We start from the raw sequence: 17,333 nt of genomic DNA, 5'->3' as shown, positions 1-17,333 counted from the left end.
CGCGTACCACGCCACCTTAGACGGTGCATATCTCCCGATCCGCCCCGGGGTCCGCTGACGGGGCCGCGCCGCACTCCCGTGGGTGAGTGGGCGAACCGCCCGCCGCTCAGGCGGGCAGAACCGGGCGAAACCGGCCAAGGTGGTACATGGTCCGGCGACGCACTGCACTCAGTATTCGTGGGAATCCGATGACGAAACTCCGGGTTGTCGCAGTACGGAAGGCGGGCCCCGGCCCGGACGGTAGGCTCGGCCGCAGCAGCGGGATCAACCCTCCGTGACCGGCACTACCGAACCAGAGTCAGGCCCACAGTGTCGTGGCCGACCCGGTCCCTTCACGGGGTCATACCTCAATACGGAAGGAGCCCTGAGAAGGGTGAGCACGACGCCGACGAACGCAATCGAGTGGTCCGAGCTGGATGAGCGGACTGTCGACACCGCCCGGGTTTTGGCCATGGACGCGGTGCAGAAGGTCGGGAACGGCCACCCGGGGACGGCGATGGCCCTCGCCCCCGCGGCCTACGTCATTTTCCAGCGCTTCCTGCGGCACGACCCGACCGACCCGCACTGGGTCGGTCGTGACCGCTTTGTGCTGTCCCCCGGCCACACCAGCCTGACGCTCTACACCCAGCTCTTCCTCTCCGGCTACGGCCTGGAGCTGGACGACCTCAAGTCCTTCCGGGTGCACGGCAGCCGCACCCCCGGCCACCCCGAGCACGGCCACACGGCCGGCGTGGAGACCACCACCGGCCCGCTCGGCCAGGGCATCGCCAACGCCGTGGGCATGGCGATGGCCGCCCGCTACGAGCGCGGTCTCTTCGACCCCGAGGCCGAGCCGGGCACCTCGCCCTTCGACCACACCATCTGGGCGATCGTCTCCGACGGCGACCTGGAGGAGGGCATCTCGGCCGAGGCCTCCTCGCTGGCCGGGCACCAGAAGCTCGGCAACCTGGTCGCGCTCTACGACGACAACCACATCTCGATCGAGGGCGACACCCACACCGCCTTCTCCGAGGACGTGCTGGCCCGTTACGAGGCCTACGGCTGGCACGTGCAGCGGATCACGCCCAAGGACAACGGCGACGTCGACGTGCAGGCGCTGGCCGCCGCGCTCGCCGCCGCCAAGGCCGAGACCTCGCGCCCGTCGATCATCGGCATGCGCACGATCATCGCCTGGCCCGCGCCGGACGCGCAGAACACCGCCAAGGCGCACGGCTCCGCGCTCGGTGCCGCCGAGATCGCCGCCACCAAGAAGGTGCTGGGCTTCGACCCGGAGCGCACCTTCGAGGTCAGCGACGAGGTGCTCAGCCACGCCCGCCAGGTGATCCAGCGCGGCAAGGCCGGCCGGGCCGCCTGGGAGCTGACCTTCGGCGAGTGGCGGGCCGGCAACCCCGCCCGGGCCGCCGAGTTCGACCGGATCCAGGCCGGCGAGCTGCCGAACGGCTGGAAGAAGGAGCTGCCCAGCTTCCCGGCCGGCAAGGACATCGCCACCCGCAAGGCCAGCGGCGACACCCTCAAGGCGCTCGGCGCGGTGATCCCGGAGCTGTGGGGCGGCTCGGCCGACCTCGCGGAGTCCAACCTCACCACGATCGACGAGGGTTCCTCCTTCCTGCCCGAGGGCAACCCGCTGAAGGGGGCCAACCCCTACGGCCGCACGATCCACTTCGGCATCCGCGAGCACGCCATGGGCTCGGCCATGAACGGCATCGCGCTGCACGGGAACACCCGGGTCTACGGCGGCACCTTCCTGGTCTTCTCCGACTACATGCGCCCGGCGGTCCGGCTGGCCGCGCTGATGAAGCTGCCGGTCAGCTACGTCTGGACGCACGACTCGATCGGCCTGGGCGAGGACGGCCCGACCCACCAGCCGGTCGAGCACCTGGCCGCGCTGCGCGCCATCCCGGGCCTGTCGGTGGCCCGCCCGGCCGACGCCAACGAGACGGCCGTGGTCTGGCGCACCGTGCTGGAGCGCCACTCCAGCCACCCGGGCCCGGTGGGCCTGGCGCTGACCCGCCAGGGTGTGCCGACCTGGGACCGCGACGTCTTCGGCTCCGCCGAGGGCGCGGCCAAGGGCGGCTACGTGCTGGCCGAGGCCTCGGACAACGCGCCGCGGGTGATCCTGATCGGCACCGGCTCCGAGGTGCAGCTGGCGGTCGCCGCCCGCGAGGCGCTGGAGGCCGAGGGCATCGCGACCCGGGTCGTGTCGATGCCGTGCGTCGAGTGGTTCAACGAGCAGGACCAGGCCTACCGCGACCAGGTGCTGCCGCCCACCGTCAAGGCGCGGGTCTCGGTCGAGGCCGGCATCGCCCAGGGCTGGCGCGAGCTGGTCGGCGACCACGGCCGGATCGTCAGCCTGGAGCACTTCGGTGCCTCGGCCGACTACCAGGTGCTGTACCAGGAGTTCGGCATCACCGCCGAGGCCGTGGCGCACGCCGCGCACAAGTCGCTGCGTTCGCTGGAAGCCGTCAACCGCTAGGCCTGCCGGCCGCGCGCCCGAGTTGCGCTGTGACAGTGCCTCAGGCGCGCGGCCCGTCCCGCTTCCTGACTGACCGATAGATCTAAGGACTGAGCAGTATGACTGACGCACTGAAGCGCCTCAGCGACGAAGGCGTGGCGATCTGGCTGGACGACCTGAGCCGCACCCGGCTGAACACCGGCAACCTGGCCGAGCTGGTGCAGAGCAAGCACGTCGTGGGCGTCACCACCAACCCGACCATCTTCCAGAAGGCGATCGCCGGCAGCGGCGACTCCTCCTACGACGGCCAGCTGCGCGACCTGGCGGTCCGCAAGGTCACCACGGAGGAGGCGGTCCGCATGATCACCACCTCCGACGTGCGGGACGCCGCCGACGTGCTGCGCCCGGTCTACGACGCCAGCAACGGCCGCGACGGCCGGGTCTCGATCGAGGTCGACCCCCGCCTCGCCCACCAGACGGCGCCCACGGTGGCCGAGGCCAAGCAGCTGGCCTGGCTGGTGGACCGCCCCAACGTGCTGATCAAGATCCCCGCCACCAAGGCCGGCCTGCCCGCGATCACCGAGGTGATCTCCCGGGGCATCAGCGTCAACGTCACGCTGATCTTCTCGCTGGACCGCTACAAGGCCGTGATCGACGCCTACCTGACCGGTCTGGAGCAGGCCAAGGCCAAGGGCATCGCCCTCTCCGGGATCGAGTCGGTCGCCTCCTTCTTCGTCTCCCGGGTGGACACCGAGATCGACAAGCGGCTGGACGCGATCGGCGGCGACGCCGTCAAGCTGCGTTCCAAGGCCGCGCTGGCCAACGCCCGCCTCGCCTACCAGGCCTACGAGGAGGTCTTCGGCTCGGTGGACGGCAAGCGCCCGGCCGGCGAGCGCTGGAAGGCCCTGGAGGCGGCCGGTGCCAACCCGCAGCGCCCGCTCTGGGCCTCCACCGGTGTCAAGGACCCGGCGCTGCCGGACACCCTGTACGTGACCGAGCTGGTCGCGCCCGGCACCGTCAACACGATGCCCGAGGCCACCCTGGACGCCACCGGCGACCACGGCCAGGTCACCGGCGACACCATCACCTCGGCCTACCAGGACGCCCAGGCGGTGCTGGACGCGCTGGCCGCGGCCGGCGTCGACTACGACGACGTGGTGCAGGTGCTGGAGGACGAGGGCGTGCAGAAGTTCGAGGCCTCCTGGCAGGAGCTGCTCGACACCGTCACCGCCTCGCTGGCCTCGTTCGCCGCCGAGAGCAACTGACACCCGCTCGCACAACGCACTGAAAGCGGAGCCCAGCAGTGAGTAATGCACCAGCATTTCCCGACCTGGAGGGGGCCGAGGTGACGCAAGGAGATCTTCCGCAGCAACCCGAGAACCCGCTGCGTGATCCGGCGGACCGCCGGCTGCCGCGGATCGCAGGACCGTCCGGTCTGGTGATCTTCGGCGTCACCGGCGACCTGTCGCGCAAGAAGCTGATGCCGGCGATCTACGACCTGGCCAACCGCGGCCTGCTGCCGCCGGGCTTCTCGCTGGTGGGCTTCGCCCGCCGCGAGTGGGAGCACGAGGACTTCGCGAAGGAGGTGCACGACGCCGTCATGGAGCACGCGCGCACCCCCTTCCGCGAGGAGGTGTGGCAGCAGCTGGCCAAGGGCATGCGGTTCGTCCAGGGCACCTTCGACGACGACGAGGCCTTCGACACGCTGCGCCAGACCATCGAGGACCTCGACAAGGCGCAGGGCACCAGCGGGAACTTCGCGTTCTACCTCTCGGTGCCGCCGAAGTTCTTCCCCAACGTGGTCCAGCAGCTCAAGAAGCACGGCCTGGCCGACCCGCCGCCCGGCTCCTGGCGCCGCGCGGTGATCGAGAAGCCGTTCGGCCACGACCTGGCCAGCGCCCAGGAGCTCAACAAGGTCGTCCACGACGTCTTCCCCCGGGACGAGGTCTTCCGGATCGACCACTACCTGGGCAAGGAGACGGTCCAGAACATCCTGGCGCTGCGCTTCGCCAACACGATGTTCGAGCCGATCTGGAACCGGTCCTACGTGGACCACGTGCAGATCACCATGGCCGAGGACATCGGTATCGGCGGCCGGGCCGGGTACTACGACGGCATCGGCTCGGCCCGTGACGTGATCCAGAACCACCTGCTCCAGCTGATGGCGCTGACCGCCATCGAGGAGCCCGCCTCGTTCCACCCCAAGGCCCTGGTCGCCGAGAAGCTCAAGGTGCTCAGCGCCGTGCAGCTGCCCAAGGACCTGGGCCGGCACACGGTGCGCGGCCAGTACGCGACCGGCTGGCAGGGCGGCGAGGAGGTGGTCGGGTACCTGGACGAGGACGGCATCAACCCCGAGTCCAAGACCGACACCTACGCGGCGATCAAGCTGGAGATCAACAACCGGCGCTGGGCCGGGGTCCCGTTCTACCTGCGCACGGGCAAGCGCCTGGGCCGCCGGGTGACCGAGATCGCGGTGGTCTTCCAGCGCGCCCCGTACCTGCCGTTCGACTCCTACGCCACCGAGGAGCTGGGGCAGAACGCCCTGGTGATCCGGGTGCAGCCGGACGAGGGCGTCACGGTGCGGTTCGGCTCCAAGGTGCCGGGCACCTCGATGGAGGTCCGGGACGTCACGATGGACTTCGCCTACGGCGAGTCCTTCACGGAGTCCAGCCCGGAGGCGTACGAGCGGCTCATCCTGGACGTGCTGCTCGGCGACGCCAACCTCTTCCCCCGGCACCAGGAGGTCGAGCTGTCCTGGGAGATCCTCGACCCGATCGAGCAGTACTGGGAGCAGCACGGCAAGCCCGCGCAGTACCCGGCCGGCACCTGGGGACCGACCGAGGCGGACGAGATGATCGCACGAGACGGCAGGAGCTGGCGCCGGCCATGAAGATCGACCTGACGGACACCACGTCCAGCAAGATCAACAGCGCCCTGATGGGCGCTCGCCGGGCCGGCGGCGCCTCCGCCGCCGGCATGGTCCTCACGCTGGTCATCGTGACCGAGGAGGGCAGCGCCTACGACGCCCTCAAGGCCGCGAACGACGCCTCGCGCGAGCACCCCTCGCGCATCCTCGCCGTGGTCAAGCGCGAGGGCCGCTCACCACGGGCGCGGGCCGGGGCCCGGCTGGACGCCGAGATCCGGGTCGGCTCCGACGCCGGCTCGGGTGAGACCGTGATCCTGCGGATGCACGGCGAACTCGCCTCGCACGCCCAGTCGGTGGTGCTGCCGCTGCTGCTGCCGGACGCCCCCGTGGTGGTCTGGTGGCCGGAGAACGCCCCGCTGCACCCGGCCCAGGACCCGCTCGGCGCGATCGCCCAGCGCCGGATCACCGACGCGGTGACCGCCGAGTCCCCGGTCGACCAGCTGGCCGTGCTGGCCACCGGCTACACCCCCGGCGACACCGACCTGGCCTGGACCCGGATCACCAGCTGGCGCTCGATGCTGGCCGCCGCGCTGGACCAGCGGCCCTGCAAGATCACCTCCGCGGTGGTCGAGGGCGAGTCGTACAACCCCAGCGTCGAGCTGCTCGGCCTGTGGCTGCACGACCGGCTGCGGGTGCCGGTCGAGCGGGTGGTCACCGACGGCCCGGGCATCACCGCGGTGCGGATGCGCTCCAAGGACGGCGAGATCGTGCTCGACCGGCCCGACGGGCTGATGGGCACGCTGTCGATCCCCGGCTCGCCGGACCGGCTGGTGGCGCTCAAGCGGCGCGAGACGGCGGAGTTGATCGCGGAGGAGCTGCGCCGGCTCGACGAGGACGCCATCTACGCCGCCGCCGTGCGGACCGGCGTGGACCGCCTCGACGAGCCGGCCGTCCCGCACGGCCACGCCGTCGCGGCCGAGCAGGCGGTGGCCGAGGCGACCGCGGCGGCCGTGGTCGAGGCCACGGTGGCCACCCCGCGGGTGACCGCCAAGGTCCCGGCGGCCGGGAAGGCACCGGGCAAGAAGGCGCCGGCCAAGCCGGCCACGGGTGTCAAGAAGGCGGCCGAGAAGGCGACCGAGAAGAGCGGCGCCAAGAAGGCCACCACCAAGGCAAGCACGCGCAAGCGGGGCGGGGCATGAGTCCCGTGCCGCAGCTGGTGGTGCACCGCGACAAGGAGCTGATGGCCCAGGCGGCCGCCGCCCGACTGATCACCAAGATCGTCGACGCGCAGTCCGCCCGGGGCCTGGCCTCCGTGGTGCTCACCGGCGGGCGCAACGGCAACGCGCTGCTCGCCGCGATCGCGGCCTCCCCGGCCCGGGACGCGGTCGACTGGTCCCGGATCGACCTGTGGTGGGGCGACGAGCGCTTCGTGCCCTCCAACGACCCGGAGCGCAACGCCGTGCAGGCCACCGACGAGCTGCTGGCCGGCGTCCCGGTCGATCCGGCGCGGGTGCACTACATGCCCGCCTCGGACGGCGTGGACGGCGCCGACGTGGAGGCCGCCGCCGAGCGGTACGCCGAGGAGCTGGCCAAGGCCGCCGGTCCGCAGGACCGCGCCCTGGTGCCCGCCTTCGACGTGCTGCTGCTCGGCGTCGGCCCGGACACCCACGTGGCCTCGCTCTTCCCCGAGCATCCGGGCGTGCGGGAGACCGCGCGCACGGTGGTCGGGGTGCGCGGGGCGCCGAAGCCGCCGCCGACCCGGATCTCGCTGACCCTGCCCGCCATCCGGGCGGCCCGCGAGGTCTGGCTGCTGGCGGCCGGCGAGGACAAGGCGGACGCGGTGGCGCTGGCCCTGTCCAACCCGGGCGAGCTGCAGGCCCCGGCCTGCGGCGCGTACGGCACCAGCCGCACGCTCTGGCTGCTCGACCGGGCGGCGGCCGCCAAGCTGCCGCCGCAGCTCTACCCTCCGGCCTCGGCCTGACGGAGCGTCAACAACCAAGGGGCGGTGCGCTCGTCGAGCGCACCGCCCCTTCGCGTTGCCGCCGCACCGGGCGGCCACCTCGCCCGTCAAGCGGCGGTGAACACGGGGCGTGAAAGATCCCGCGAACGAGGTCAGGGCATGCGAAAGCGCGGGTGACGGACCCTCAGGTCCCGCACCCGCGCCCCGGTCGTTCTCGGCTCAGATCTCGCCGCGCAGCTTGGCCAGCGCCTCCGCCAGGATCGCCTCGCCGTCGGCGTCGGTGCGACGCTCACGGACGTAGGCGAGGTGCGTCTTGTACGGCTCGTTGCGCGACGGCGCCGGCGGGTTGTGCTCGTCCTGCCCGGCCGGGAACCCGCAGCGCGGGCAGTCCCAGGTGTCCGGGATGACGGCCTCGGCGGCGAAGCTGGGGCGCGTCTCGTGCTTGTTGGCGCACCAGAAGGAGATCCGGTTGCGGGGGGCGGACTCGCCGCGCTCCGCCTCACCCATCGGACCTGCTCCGACCCTGCTGCCACGAATGGCGTTGCCACTTGCCACGGTCTGACTCCCTGCGTGCCCTTAACCGCCTGGGTCTGCCCAGGCTCTGTCGACCGCCGCCCGCTGCGGACAGTGACAAGTTGTCCTAGTGTACGGAGCGGATAAGGATCTGTCCGCACCGCCTTCAGAACTGAGGCGTGATCAGCTCTTGACCTTGATCAGCAAACCGAGTACGACGATGCAGGCGAACCAGCAGAGGCCGACGATGATCGTGATCCGGTCCAGGTTCCGCTCCGCGACCGCCGAACCGCCACCGGCCGACATCGATCCGCCGCCGAACATGTCGGACAGGCCGCCGCCCTTCCCCTTGTGCAGCAGCACCAGGAGGATCATCAGCAGGCTGAAGATGATCAGGGCAATCGAGAACCCGAGAACCACGGCGGGACCAACTCTCTCGTTCATTGGCGAAGGGCCGGACCACCGGGGAAGGTGGTCCGGCCCAAAGACTACGTTGCTGCGGGGGCGTTAGCCTACTGCCTGCTCCCGGTAACGCACGATCTTGACGAACTCGTCGGCGTCCAGCGAGGCACCGCCGACCAGTGCGCCGTCCACGTCCGGCTTGGCCATCAGGCCCGCCGCGCTGGAGGACTTCACCGAACCGCCGTACAGGATCCGGACCTTTTCGGCCAGTTCCGCATCGTACAGCTCGGCCAGCTTGGCCCGGATCGCCGCGCAGACCTCCTGCGCGTCCTCCGGAGTGGCCACCTCGCCGGTGCCGATCGCCCAGACCGGCTCGTAGGCGACCACGATGCTCTCGGCGTGCGCGGCCGACAGGCCCTCCAGCGCACCGGCCAGCTGCGCCAGCGTGTGCTCGACGTGGGTGCCGGCCTTGCGGACCTCCAGCGGCTCGCCGATGCACAGGATCGGGGTGATCCCGTTGCGGTAGGCGGCCTTCACCTTGGCGTTGACGAGTTCCTCGTTCTCGCCGTGGTACTGGCGGCGCTCCGAGTGGCCGATCACGGCGTAGGTGCACTTCAGCTTGGACAGCATCGGCCCGGAGACCTCACCGGTGTAGGCACCGGAGTCGTGCGCCGAGACGTCCTGCGAGCCGTACTTGATCTTCAGCTTGTCGCCGTCCACCAGGGTCTGCACGGAGCGCAGATCGGTGAACGGGACCAGGACCGCGACCTCGACGGCCTCGTAGTCCTTGTCGGCCAGCGCGAACGCCAGCTTCTGGGTGTGCTGGATGGCCTCGAGGTGGTTGAGGTTCATCTTCCAGTTGCCCGCCATCAGCGGGAGACGCTCAGTCATTGCTCAGCCTTCCAGGGCGGCGATACCGGGGAGCGTCTTGCCCTCCAGGTACTCGAGGCTCGCGCCTCCGCCGGTCGAGATGTGTCCGAACTGGGTCTCGTCGAAGCCCAGGATGCGCACGGCGGCCGCCGAGTCGCCGCCACCGACCACGGTGAAGGCGTCGCTGGCGAGCAGGCCCTGCGCCACGGCGCTGGTGCCGCCGGCGTAGTCCGGGTGCTCGAAGACCCCCATCGGGCCGTTCCAGAACACGGTGGCCGCGTCCGCCAGCTTCGAGGCGAACAGCTCCCGGGTCTTCGGGCCGATGTCCAGGCCCTCCTGGTCGGCGGGGATCGCGTCGGCCGCGACGACCTGGTAGGTCGCCGGAGCCTTGGTCTTCAGGTCGGGGAAGTCCGCGGAGACCAGGACGTCGACCGGCAGGACGAACTCGACGCCGTTCTTCTCGGCCCTGGCCAGGTACTCCAGCACGGTGGGGATCTGGTCCTCCTGCAGCAGCGAGATGCCCACCTCGTGGCCCTGGGCCTTGAGGAAGGTGTACGCCATGCCGCCACCGATCAGGATCCGGTCGGCCTTGCCCAGCAGGTTGTCGATCACCCCGAGCTTGTCGGAGACCTTGGCGCCGCCGAGCACCACCACGTACGGGCGGGCCACCTCGTCGGTGAGCTTCTTCAGCACGCCGAGCTCGGTGGCGATCAGGTCGCCCATCGCGTGCGGCAGCCTGGCCGGCAGGTCGTAGACCGAGGCGTGCTTGCGGTGCACCGCGCCGAAGCCGTCGCCGACGTAGCGGTCGGCCAGCGCCGCGAGCTGGTCGGCGAAGGCGCCGCGCGCCGCGTCGTCCTTGCTGGTCTCACCGGCGTTGAAGCGCAGGTTCTCCAGCAGCACGACCTCGCCGTCACCGAGGGCGGCGACGGCGGCCTTGGCGCTGTCGCCCACGGTGTCGGTCGCGAAGGCGACCGGCTTGCCGAGGATCTCGCCGAGCCGCACGGCGACCGCCGCGAGCGAGAACCTCGGGTCCGGCTCGCCCTTGGGACGGCCGAGGTGGGAGGCGACGATCACCTTGGCGCCGCGCTCCAGCAGCTTGGTGATGGTCGGGGCGACGGCGCGGATCCGGCCGTCGTCGGTGATGGTGGTGCCTTCCAGCGGCACGTTGAGGTCGGCGCGGACGAAAACCCGCTGGCCGGCCACGTCGAGGTCGTCGATGGTCTTCACGGTCTTGTCTCCTGGGAGAGGGGGTGGCGCTGGGGGGCGGCACAGCGCCGGGCCGCCGAGGGGAGGGGCGAGGGTGGGCAGGAGCAGGGCCCGGACGCGGTGTCCGCCGTCCGGGCCCTGCTCCTCACATCACGTCAGCTCCCGCTGCGTCAGAGCTGGCCGCCGACGAGGGAGGTCAGGTTGACGAGACGGTTCGAGTAGCCCCACTCGTTGTCGTACCAGCCGAAGACCTTGACCTGGTTGCCCTGGACCATGGTCATCAGCGAGTCGAAGATCGTGGAGAACGGCGAGTTCACGATGTCGGAGGAGACGATCGGGTCCTCGGTGTAGTGCAGGATGCCCTTGAGGGAGCCCTCGGACGCCTTCTGGAAGGCCGCGTTGACCTCCTCGACGGTGACCTCGCGCTCCAGCGTGACGACCAGGTCGGTGATCGAGCCGGTCGGGACCGGGACGCGCAGCGAGGTGCCGTCCAACTTGCCCTTCAGCTGCGGCAGCACCAGCGCGGTGGCCTTGGCGGCACCGGTGGAGGTCGGGATGATGTTCAGCGCGGCGGCCCGGGCGCGACGCAGGTCCTTGTGCGGGAAGTCAAGGGTGACCTGGTCGTTGGTGTAGGCGTGCACGGTGGTCATCAGGCCCTTGACGATGCCGAAGCTCTCGTCCAGCACCTTGGCCAGCGGCGCCACGCAGTTGGTGGTGCAGGAGGCGTTGGAGATGACGGTGTGCTTCGCGGCGTCGTACTTCTCGTCGTTGACGCCCATCACGATGGTGACGTCCTCGTCGGTCGCGGGCGCCGAGATGATGACCTTCTTGGCGCCGGCCTCGACGTGCTTCTTGGCCTGGTCGGCCTTGGTGAAGATGCCGGTGGACTCGATCACCACGTCCACGCCCAGCTCGCCCCACGGGAGGGCGGCCGGGTCGCGCTGGGCGAGCACCTTGAAGGTGTGGCCGTCGACCGTGATGCTGTCAGCGGTGTGGCTGATCTCGGCCTGCAGGGTACCCAGGATGGAGTCGTACTTGAGCAGGTGAGCCAGGGTCTTGGTGTCGGTCAGGTCATTGACACCGACGATCTCGATGTCCGCGCCCTGGGACTTGACCGCGCGGAAGAAGTTGCGGCCGATGCGGCCGAATCCGTTGATGCCTACCCGGATCGTCACGAACCGATCTCCTCTGAGGTGCGCCGGGCTATGCCGACGGGGTGGAATTTGGGATGTCCCCGACCACCACTGACCCTACCTCGCAGCGGGTTGCGCGGGCACATCCGCCCTGCGTCAAGACCCATGGCGTGGCGTGCCGATCCACCGCCGCGCGAGCGGAGAACCACCGCCGCCCCAGGAGTTGGGAAACTCCTGGGGCGGCGGTGGCACGAGCGGGCGCGAGGGTCAGGAGAGCGCCATCTCCTCCGTCAGGTTCGCCTCGGTGCTCGGGAGTCCGAGCTCCAGCGCGCGCTTGTCGGCCATCGCCAGCAGCCGGCGGATCCGGCCGGCCACCGCGTCCTTGGTGAGCGGCGGATCGGCGAGCGCGCCGAGCTCCTCCAGCGAGGCCTGCTTGTGCTGCATCCGCAACTGACCGGCGGCCGCGAGGTGCTCGGGGACCTCGTCGCCGAGGATCTCCAGGGCTCGCTGCACCCGGGCACCGGCCGCAACGGCCGCGCGGGCCGAGCGGCGCAGGTTGGCGTCGTCGAAGTTGGCGAGCCGGTTGGCGGTGGCCCGCACCTCGCGGCGCAGCCGGCGCTCCTCCCAGGCCAGCACCGACTCGTGCGCGCCGAGCCGGGTGAGCAGCGCGCCGATCGCGTCACCGTCGCGGATCACCACCCGGTCCGCGCCGCGCACCTCGCGGGCCTTGGCCGGGATGCCGAGCCGGCGGGCCGCGCCGACCAGCGCCAGGGCGGCCTCCGAGCCGGGGCAGGTGATCTCCAGCGAGGAGGACCTGCCGGGCTCGGTGAGCGAACCGTGCGCCAGGAAGGCCCCGCGCCAGGCGGCCTCGGCGTCACAGGTCGCGCCGGAGACCACCGCCGGGGGCAGGCCCCGGATCGGTCGACCTCGGCCGTCCACCAGCCCGGTCTGCCGGGCCAGCAACTCGCCGTCCTTGATCACCCGGACCACGTACCGGCTGCCGCGCCGCAGGCCGCTGGGGGCCATCACCACCAGTTCGGAGGCGTGGCCGAAGATCTCCAGCAGGTCCTTGCGCAGCCGTCGGGCCGCAATGCCGGTGTCCAGCTCCGCCTCGATCACGATCCGACCGCTCACAATGTGCAGTCCGCCCGCGAATCGTAGGATCGCCGACACCTCGGCCTTGCGACAGCAGGCCCGGGTGACGGGGAGCCGGCTGATTTCGTCCTTCACCGCTGCCGTCATCGCCATGGGCCGATCCTTCCATGTGTCCGGAAAATCCGGTCGTACGCGGCCGCCAGAAGCTCTGGGTCGTGTCGCGGGGTGCCGTCGGCCGAGGCCACCTTGTCCAGCACCAGCGCGGCGCCCATCCGCTCGGCGGCCTTCTGCAGCCCCGCCAGGTCGGCCTGTCCGAAGGCTCCGCCGGTGACCGCGCGCTCGTCCACCAGGATCGCATCCACGCCGAGGTCCGGAGCGTGGTCGGCGATCACCTCCAGGTGGCGCTGCGGGGTGAAGCCCTCGGTCTCGCCGGGCTGCGGGGCCAGGTTCAGGGTCAGCAGGCGGCGGGCCTTGGTGCCGATCAGCGCCTTGGCCAGCTCGGGGACCAGCAGGTGCGGCAGCACGCTGGTGAACCAGGAGCCGGGGCCGAGCACCACCCAGTCCGCCTCCAGCACGGCCGAGACCGCCTCGGGCACCGCGGGCGGCTCCTCGGGCAGCAGCCGGACGGACTGCACGGTGCCCGGCGTGGCCGCCACGCTGGCCTGGCCGCGCACGGCGGAGATCTGCGCGGGCTGAGCCGGGTCGTGGCCGCGCACCTGGGCCTCGATGTCCAGCGGCACGGCGGACATCGGCAGCACCCGGCCCTGCACGTTGAGCAGCCGGCCGACCCACTCCAGCGCGGCCACCGGGTCGCCGAGCTGCTCCCAGAGCGCCACGATCAGCAGGTTGCCGACCGCGTGGCCGCCCAGCTCGCCGGTGCCGGTGAAGCGGTGCTGCAGCACCTCGGACCAGGTGTTGCCCCAGTCGTCGTCGCCGCACAGCGCGGCCAGCGCCTTGCGCAGGTCTCCGGGCGGCAGCACGCCGAGCTCGGCGCGCAGCCGGCCGCTGGAGCCGCCGTCGTCGGCCACGGTGACCACGGCGGTCAGGTCGGAGGTGAGCCGGCGCAGCGCGGAGAGCGAGGCCGACAGGCCCTGCCCGCCGCCCAGCGCGGTGATCCGCGGGGCACCGGCCTTGCCCGTAGGCCCCTTCACGGCGGTGACTGATCTGCGCTGTGCGCCCGGGGAGCCCCGCTCGGCGGCCTTGTGCTGGAACTGCCGCCCTGGCGAGTATCCCGTCACACCTACCCCAGTTTCCTGTGCTGTCGGCGGTGCTGTGGGACCGCCGTCACTCCCGTCCCATGTCGCGGTGCACCAGCACCGTTTCCACGCCGTCGGCGATCAGACGCTTCGTCAGCCGCTCCGACATGGCCACGCTGCGATGCTTGCCACCGGTGCAGCCTACGGCAAGCGTCATGTACCGCTTGCCCTCCCGGCGATAACCCTCGGTGACGATGCGCAGGAGCTCCGCGTAGCCGTCCAGGAACTCCTTGGCGCCGGGCTGCTGGAAGACGTAGTCCGCGACGTCCACATCGGTACCGGTTCGTGCCCGCAGTTCCGGCACCCAGTGCGGGTTGGGCAGGAACCGGCAGTCCACCACCAGGTCGGCGTCGACCGGCAGGCCGTACTTGAAACCGAAGGACATCACGGTGCAGCGCAGTTCGGGCTCGTCGTTGTCGGCGAACTGGGCGTCCAGCTTGGCCCGCAGCTGGTGCACGTTGAGGTCGGAGGTGTCGATCACCAGGTCGGCCTCGCCGCGCAGTTCGCGCAGCAGGTCGCGCTCCTGCGCGATGCCGTCCACGATCCGGCCCTCGCCCTGCAGCGGGTGCGGACGGCGCACGCTCTCGAAGCGGCGGACCAGCGCGTCGTCGTTGGACTCCAGGTAGACCACCCGCAGCCGGATGCCGCGCTTGTCCAACTCCTCCAGCGAGGCCCGCAGGTCGTCGAAGAACTGCCGGCCGCGGACGTCGACCACCACGCCGATCCGGGCCACCGCGCCCTGCGAGCGGGCGCCGAGGTCGACCATGGTCGGGATCAGGGCCGGCGGCAGGTTGTCGACCACGAACCAGCCGAGGTCCTCCAGGCACTTGGCGGCGGTGCTGCGCCCCGCGCCGGACATGCCGGAGATGATCACCAGCTCCGGGGCGGTCTCCCCCACATCGGACACTGTCACTTCGGTTCCCCGCTCTCGCTGCTGGCAACGTTCTGTTGCGCGTCGTCCTCCATGATCTCGCCTGTCGCGGTATTCACCGCGAATGCCACGGGTGACCGGGAGGACAACGCCTGGACAACAGTCTCGGCGGTGCGGCGCCCGATGCCCGGGACGGCGCAGATCTCCTCGACGGTCGCGCTGCGGATCCGCTTCACCGAGCCGAAGTGCTTGAGCAGCGCGGTGCGGCGGGTCTCGCCGAGGCCCGGCACGGCGTCCAGGCCGCTGCTGGTCAGCCGCTTGGCCCGCTTGGCGCGCTGGTAGGTGATGGCGAACCGGTGCGCCTCGTCGCGGACCCGCTGGAGCAGGTAGAGGCCCTCGCTGCTGCGCGGCAGCACCACCGGGTCGTCCTGGCCGGGCAGCCAGACCTCCTCCAGGCGCTTGGCCAGACCGCAGAGCGCGACGTCGTCGATGCCCAGCTCGTCCAACGCCCGCCTGGCGGCGGCGACCTGGGGCTGGCCGCCGTCGACCACCAGCAGCTGCGGGGGGTAGGCGAAGCGCCTCGGGCGCCCGTCGTCAGTGGTCGGGGTGGCCGGGGTGGTGGGCTCGTCGTCCTCCTCCTCGACCACCGCCCACTCGCCGGTCTGCTCGCGCTCGCGCAGGTAGCGGCGGAACCGGCGGCTGATCACCTCGTGCATCGAGCGGACGTCGTCCTGCCCGGCGAAACCCTTGATCTGGAAGCGCCGGTACTCGCCCTTGCGGGCCAGGCCGTCCTCGAAGACCACCATCGAGGCGACCACGTCATCGCCCTGCAGGTGGGAGATGTCGAAGCACTCGATCCGCAGCGGCACGCTGTCCAGCTCCAGCGCGTCGGCGATCTCCTGCAGGGCCCGGCTGCGGGTGGTCAGGTCGGAGGCGCGCTTGGTCTTGTGCAGCGCCAGCGCCTGCTGGGCGTTGCGCTCGACGGTGGTCATCAGGTCCTTCTTGTCGCCGCGCTGCGGCACCCGCAGGTCGACGCCCGAGCCGCGCAGGCCGGCCAGCCACTCCTGGACCGGTCCCACCGGCTCGGGCAGCGCGGGCACCAGCACCTCGCGCGGCACCACCTCGCCCTGCGCCTCGTTACCGGCGCCGCCGTAGAGCTGCTGCAGCGCGTGCTCGACCAGGGCGGCGGTGTCCACGTCCTCGACCTTGTCGGTGACCCAGCCGCGCTGGCCGCGCACCCGGCCGCCGCGGACGTGGAAGATCTGCACGGCGGCCTCCAACTCGTCCTCGGCCACCGCGAGCAGGTCGGCGTCGGTGCCGTCGGCCAGCACCACCGCGTTCTTCTCCATCGCGCGCTTGAGCGCCTCGATGTCGTCGCGCAGCCGGGCCGCCTTCTCGTACTCCAGCTCGGCCGCCGCCACGCGCATCTGGTCCTCCAGGCGGCGCAGGTGGTTGCCGGTCCGGCCGGCCATGAAGTCGCAGAACTCCTCGGCCAGCTCGCGGTGGTCGGCCTCGTCGATCCTGCCGACACAGGGCGCGGCGCACTTGCCGATGTAGCCGAGCAGGCAGGGGCGGCCGACCTGCTGGGCGCGCTTGAAGACGCCGGTGGAGCAGGTGCGCACCGGGAAGACCCGCAGCAGCAGGTCGACCGTCTCGCGGATCGCCCAGGCGTGCCCGTAGGGGCCGAAGTAGCGCACGCCCTTGCGGTGTGCCCCGCGCATCACCTGGACCCGGGGGAACTGCTCGTTCAGCGTCACCGCGAGCTCGGGATAGCTCTTGTCGTCGCGGTACTTGACGTTGAACCGGGGGTCGAACTCCTTGATCCAGGAGTACTCCAGCTGCAGCGCCTCGACCTCGGTGCCGACCACGGTCCACTCCACCGAGGCGGCGGTGGTGACCATGGTGGCGGTGCGCGGGTGCAGGTTCGCCAGGTCCTGGAAGTACGAGGAGAGCCGCGGGCGCAGGCTCTTCGCCTTGCCCACGTAGATCACCCGGCCGTGCTCGTCCCGGAACCGGTAGACCCCGGGCGAGAGCGGGATCGCTCCCGGGGCCGGACGGTAGGTGGACGGGTCGGCCATCGTGGTGATCCCCCTTGTGCAACTGCGGACAACTGTGGCTGTAGAAACCCTAGCTCGGGGTGACCGTGAGGTTCCCGCCCGAGACGGTGACCTGGTAGGCGGGCAGCGGGGAGGCCGCCGGGCCGTTCGCCACCGTGCCGTCGGCCATGTTGAACTGGCTGCCGTGGCACGGGCACTGGATCACCTTGCTGGTGACCTGGTCGACCAGGCAGCCGGCGTGCGTGCAGCGGGCGCTGAACGCCTTGTACTGGCCGGCGCTCGGCTGGGTGACCACGATCCGCTGGTCCGCGAAGACCTTGCCGCCGCCCACCGGGACCGCCGAGGCCGGGCCCAGGTCGACCGGGCCCGAGCTGGCCGCCTTGGCGTCGCCCTTGGCGATGTTGTCGGTCGGCCCGCAGCCGGCCACCGCGAGCACGGAGCCGCCGGCCAGCACGGCCGCGCCGCAGCAGAGCAGGGCACGGCGGGAAGTGGTGGGCTGCTCGGCCCCGGCCGGCTGGTCAGTGATCGGCGCGGACATCTCGGACATCGGTGCTGCTCCCTGCGGGACGGCGGCTGCGGACGGCCCGCAGTCTAGTCGCGCGCCGACCCGGGCCCCGGCTCGCCGGGGCCCGGTCGGTGCTGCCGGTCGGCG

The 17,333-nt window shown here is 71.3% G+C and carries 15 protein-coding genes; 5 read left to right on the top strand and 10 right to left on the bottom strand.

The genetic code is table 11. The features are described from left to right. The first annotated feature begins 373 nt into the window (after window positions 1–373). The 5 genes from tkt (at window position 374) to pgl (ending at window position 7,299) form a co-directional block, all read left to right on the top strand. On the top strand, window positions 374–2,473 hold the full coding sequence (gene tkt / locus P3T41_RS07585; RefSeq protein ID WP_280688815.1) for a transketolase: 2,100 nt from the start codon (window positions 374–376) through the stop codon (window positions 2,471–2,473). Window positions 2,474–2,571: 98 nt separating this feature from the next. Further along, window positions 2,572–3,717: a transaldolase gene (gene tal / locus P3T41_RS07580; protein WP_280688814.1), complete on the top strand. Its 1,146-nt coding sequence runs from the start codon at window positions 2,572–2,574 to the stop codon at window positions 3,715–3,717. A gap of 80 nt (window positions 3,718–3,797) precedes the next feature. Then, the gene (gene zwf, locus P3T41_RS07575) at window positions 3,798–5,342 is read left to right on the top strand and encodes a glucose-6-phosphate dehydrogenase (protein WP_280689046.1); all 1,545 of its coding nucleotides are present in this window, start codon (window positions 3,798–3,800) and stop codon (window positions 5,340–5,342) included. Then, a complete protein-coding gene (opcA, locus tag P3T41_RS07570) occupies window positions 5,339–6,517 on the top strand; it encodes a glucose-6-phosphate dehydrogenase assembly protein OpcA (protein WP_280688813.1) in 1,179 nt (392 codons plus the stop codon). Before zwf ends, opcA begins: the two co-directional genes overlap by 4 nt. Continuing rightward, entirely contained in the window at window positions 6,514–7,299 is a 786-nt protein-coding gene (gene pgl / locus P3T41_RS07565) for a 6-phosphogluconolactonase (protein WP_280688812.1), read from the top strand. Before opcA ends, pgl begins: the two co-directional genes overlap by 4 nt. A gap of 198 nt (window positions 7,300–7,497) precedes the next feature. Here the strand turns inward: pgl and P3T41_RS07560 are convergent, their stop codons facing one another. The 10 genes from P3T41_RS07560 to P3T41_RS07515 all read right to left on the bottom strand — a co-directional run bounded on the left by P3T41_RS07560 (window position 7,498) and on the right by P3T41_RS07515 (window position 17,228). Continuing rightward, the gene (locus tag P3T41_RS07560; protein ID WP_030308030.1) at window positions 7,498–7,785 is read right to left on the bottom strand and encodes an RNA polymerase-binding protein RbpA; all 288 of its coding nucleotides are present in this window, start codon (window positions 7,783–7,785) and stop codon (window positions 7,498–7,500) included. A 189-nt stretch (window positions 7,786–7,974) separates the two neighbouring features. After that, window positions 7,975–8,211, bottom strand: a complete 237-nt coding sequence (secG, locus tag P3T41_RS07555) for a preprotein translocase subunit SecG (protein WP_280689045.1) — start codon at window positions 8,209–8,211, stop codon at window positions 7,975–7,977. An 87-nt stretch (window positions 8,212–8,298) separates the two neighbouring features. Then, the gene (tpiA, locus tag P3T41_RS07550; RefSeq protein ID WP_280688811.1) at window positions 8,299–9,084 is read right to left on the bottom strand and encodes a triose-phosphate isomerase; all 786 of its coding nucleotides are present in this window, start codon (window positions 9,082–9,084) and stop codon (window positions 8,299–8,301) included. A 3-nt stretch (window positions 9,085–9,087) separates the two neighbouring features. Continuing rightward, window positions 9,088–10,290 carry a phosphoglycerate kinase gene (locus P3T41_RS07545; protein ID WP_280688810.1) on the bottom strand — a complete coding sequence of 401 codons (1,203 nt, stop codon included), beginning with the start codon at window positions 10,288–10,290 and terminating at the stop codon, window positions 9,088–9,090. A 149-nt stretch (window positions 10,291–10,439) separates the two neighbouring features. Beyond that, entirely contained in the window at window positions 10,440–11,444 is a 1,005-nt protein-coding gene (gene gap, locus P3T41_RS07540) for a type I glyceraldehyde-3-phosphate dehydrogenase (protein ID WP_280688809.1), read from the bottom strand. Between the two features lie 225 nt (window positions 11,445–11,669). Then, entirely contained in the window at window positions 11,670–12,650 is a 981-nt protein-coding gene (gene whiA, locus P3T41_RS07535; RefSeq protein WP_280688808.1) for a DNA-binding protein WhiA, read from the bottom strand. Next, window positions 12,641–13,648: a uridine diphosphate-N-acetylglucosamine-binding protein YvcK gene (gene yvcK, locus P3T41_RS07530; RefSeq protein WP_280688807.1), complete on the bottom strand. Its 1,008-nt coding sequence runs from the start codon at window positions 13,646–13,648 to the stop codon at window positions 12,641–12,643. The genes whiA and yvcK overlap by 10 nt, the downstream gene beginning before the upstream one ends. Before the next feature lie 133 nt (window positions 13,649–13,781). After that, window positions 13,782–14,660: an RNase adapter RapZ gene (gene rapZ, locus P3T41_RS07525; protein ID WP_280689044.1), complete on the bottom strand. Its 879-nt coding sequence runs from the start codon at window positions 14,658–14,660 to the stop codon at window positions 13,782–13,784. Window positions 14,661–14,662: 2 nt separating this feature from the next. Beyond that, the gene (uvrC, locus tag P3T41_RS07520) at window positions 14,663–16,702 is read right to left on the bottom strand and encodes an excinuclease ABC subunit UvrC (protein WP_280688806.1); all 2,040 of its coding nucleotides are present in this window, start codon (window positions 16,700–16,702) and stop codon (window positions 14,663–14,665) included. Window positions 16,703–16,751: 49 nt separating this feature from the next. Next, complete coding sequence (locus tag P3T41_RS07515; protein WP_280688805.1) at window positions 16,752–17,228, bottom strand: Rieske (2Fe-2S) protein; 477 nt, start codon at window positions 17,226–17,228, stop codon at window positions 16,752–16,754. Window positions 17,229–17,333: the final 105 nt, after the last annotated feature.

Origin of the sequence: Kitasatospora sp. GAS204B, assembly GCF_029892155.1 — a bacterium.
Taxonomy (GTDB): Bacteria; Actinomycetota; Actinomycetes; order Streptomycetales; family Streptomycetaceae; genus Kitasatospora.
This window is presented reverse-complemented; position numbering and strand designations above follow the sequence as displayed.

Bases quoted from the DNA above. Each gene is read 5' to 3' on its own strand.
- uvrC (WP_280688806.1), bottom strand. From the start codon at position 16,702: ATGGCCGACCCGTCCACCTACCGTCCGGCCCCGGGAGCGATCCCGCTC.
- pgl (WP_280688812.1), top strand. From the start codon at position 6,514: ATGAGTCCCGTGCCGCAGCTGGTGGTGCACCGCGACAAGGAGCTGATG.
- whiA (WP_280688808.1), bottom strand. From the start codon at position 12,650: ATGGCGATGACGGCAGCGGTGAAGGACGAAATCAGCCGGCTCCCCGTC.
- tal (WP_280688814.1), top strand. From the start codon at position 2,572: ATGACTGACGCACTGAAGCGCCTCAGCGACGAAGGCGTGGCGATCTGG.
- opcA (WP_280688813.1), top strand. From the start codon at position 5,339: ATGAAGATCGACCTGACGGACACCACGTCCAGCAAGATCAACAGCGCC.
- P3T41_RS07560 (WP_030308030.1), bottom strand. From the start codon at position 7,785: ATGGGTGAGGCGGAGCGCGGCGAGTCCGCCCCCCGCAACCGGATCTCC.
- P3T41_RS07515 (WP_280688805.1), bottom strand. From the start codon at position 17,228: ATGTCCGAGATGTCCGCGCCGATCACTGACCAGCCGGCCGGGGCCGAG.
- tpiA (WP_280688811.1), bottom strand. From the start codon at position 9,084: ATGACTGAGCGTCTCCCGCTGATGGCGGGCAACTGGAAGATGAACCTC.